This window comes from Nocardia uniformis NBRC 13702 (genome assembly GCF_001613345.1).
Lineage (GTDB): Bacteria > Actinomycetota > Actinomycetes > Mycobacteriales > Mycobacteriaceae > Nocardia > Nocardia uniformis.
Window position 1 is genome coordinate 1 of record NZ_BDCE01000082.1, and the last position, 623, is coordinate 623.

1 protein-coding gene is annotated in these 623 nt (G+C 67.4%); it reads left to right on the top strand.

The features are described from left to right. Positions 1-93: 93 nt before the first annotated feature. The coding region (locus NU1_RS31170; RefSeq protein WP_443093787.1) for an acyl-CoA carboxylase biotin carboxyl carrier protein subunit at positions 94-623 on the top strand (530 nt) is incomplete at its 3' end.

A 623-nucleotide genomic window follows, 5' to 3' on the forward strand; every position in this document is an offset into this window, starting at 1 on the left:
TCGTCCCGGCATGCTTTTGGCCGGGATCCACACCGCGCGGATCTGCGACCGACGGGGTCCACCGACCTCTGGGGGATTCCCACAGGCTGGCGGCTGGGTGAGCCCGCACCGACGGTGCTCCGTCTGAACGGCGGGGACCGCACCGCGCACGTCTACCTGACGGGCGCACCCGAGCAGGCGCAAGTATGGGTCGAGGACGGTGAAAAGCACACGCTCACAGTGGAATTTGACGATCAGGCGCTGATCCTCACCCTGGACGGCCTGCGTACGCGTCACCGCGTCGCCGAGCGGGACAATCAGGTATGGCTCGCCGACCGCACCGGCGTCGCGCAGCTGCGCGAGGTCGCCGAGGCCGATATCCGTGGCGTGGCCGCGCACGTCGGTGACGCCGAAATCGTCAGCCCCATGCCCGGTTCCGTCATTGCCGTTCCAGCCGTGAACGGAGCACAGGTCACCGCGGGCACCCCGATCGTGGTGGTCGAGGCAATGAAGATGGAGCATTCGCTCACCGCACCCATCGACGGTGTCGTCGAACTACTGGTGCGGCCGGGCGATCAGGTCAAGGTAGATCAGCCGCTCGCACGGATCGTGCCCGCGAGCGAGACAGTTTCGGAGGAACCCCC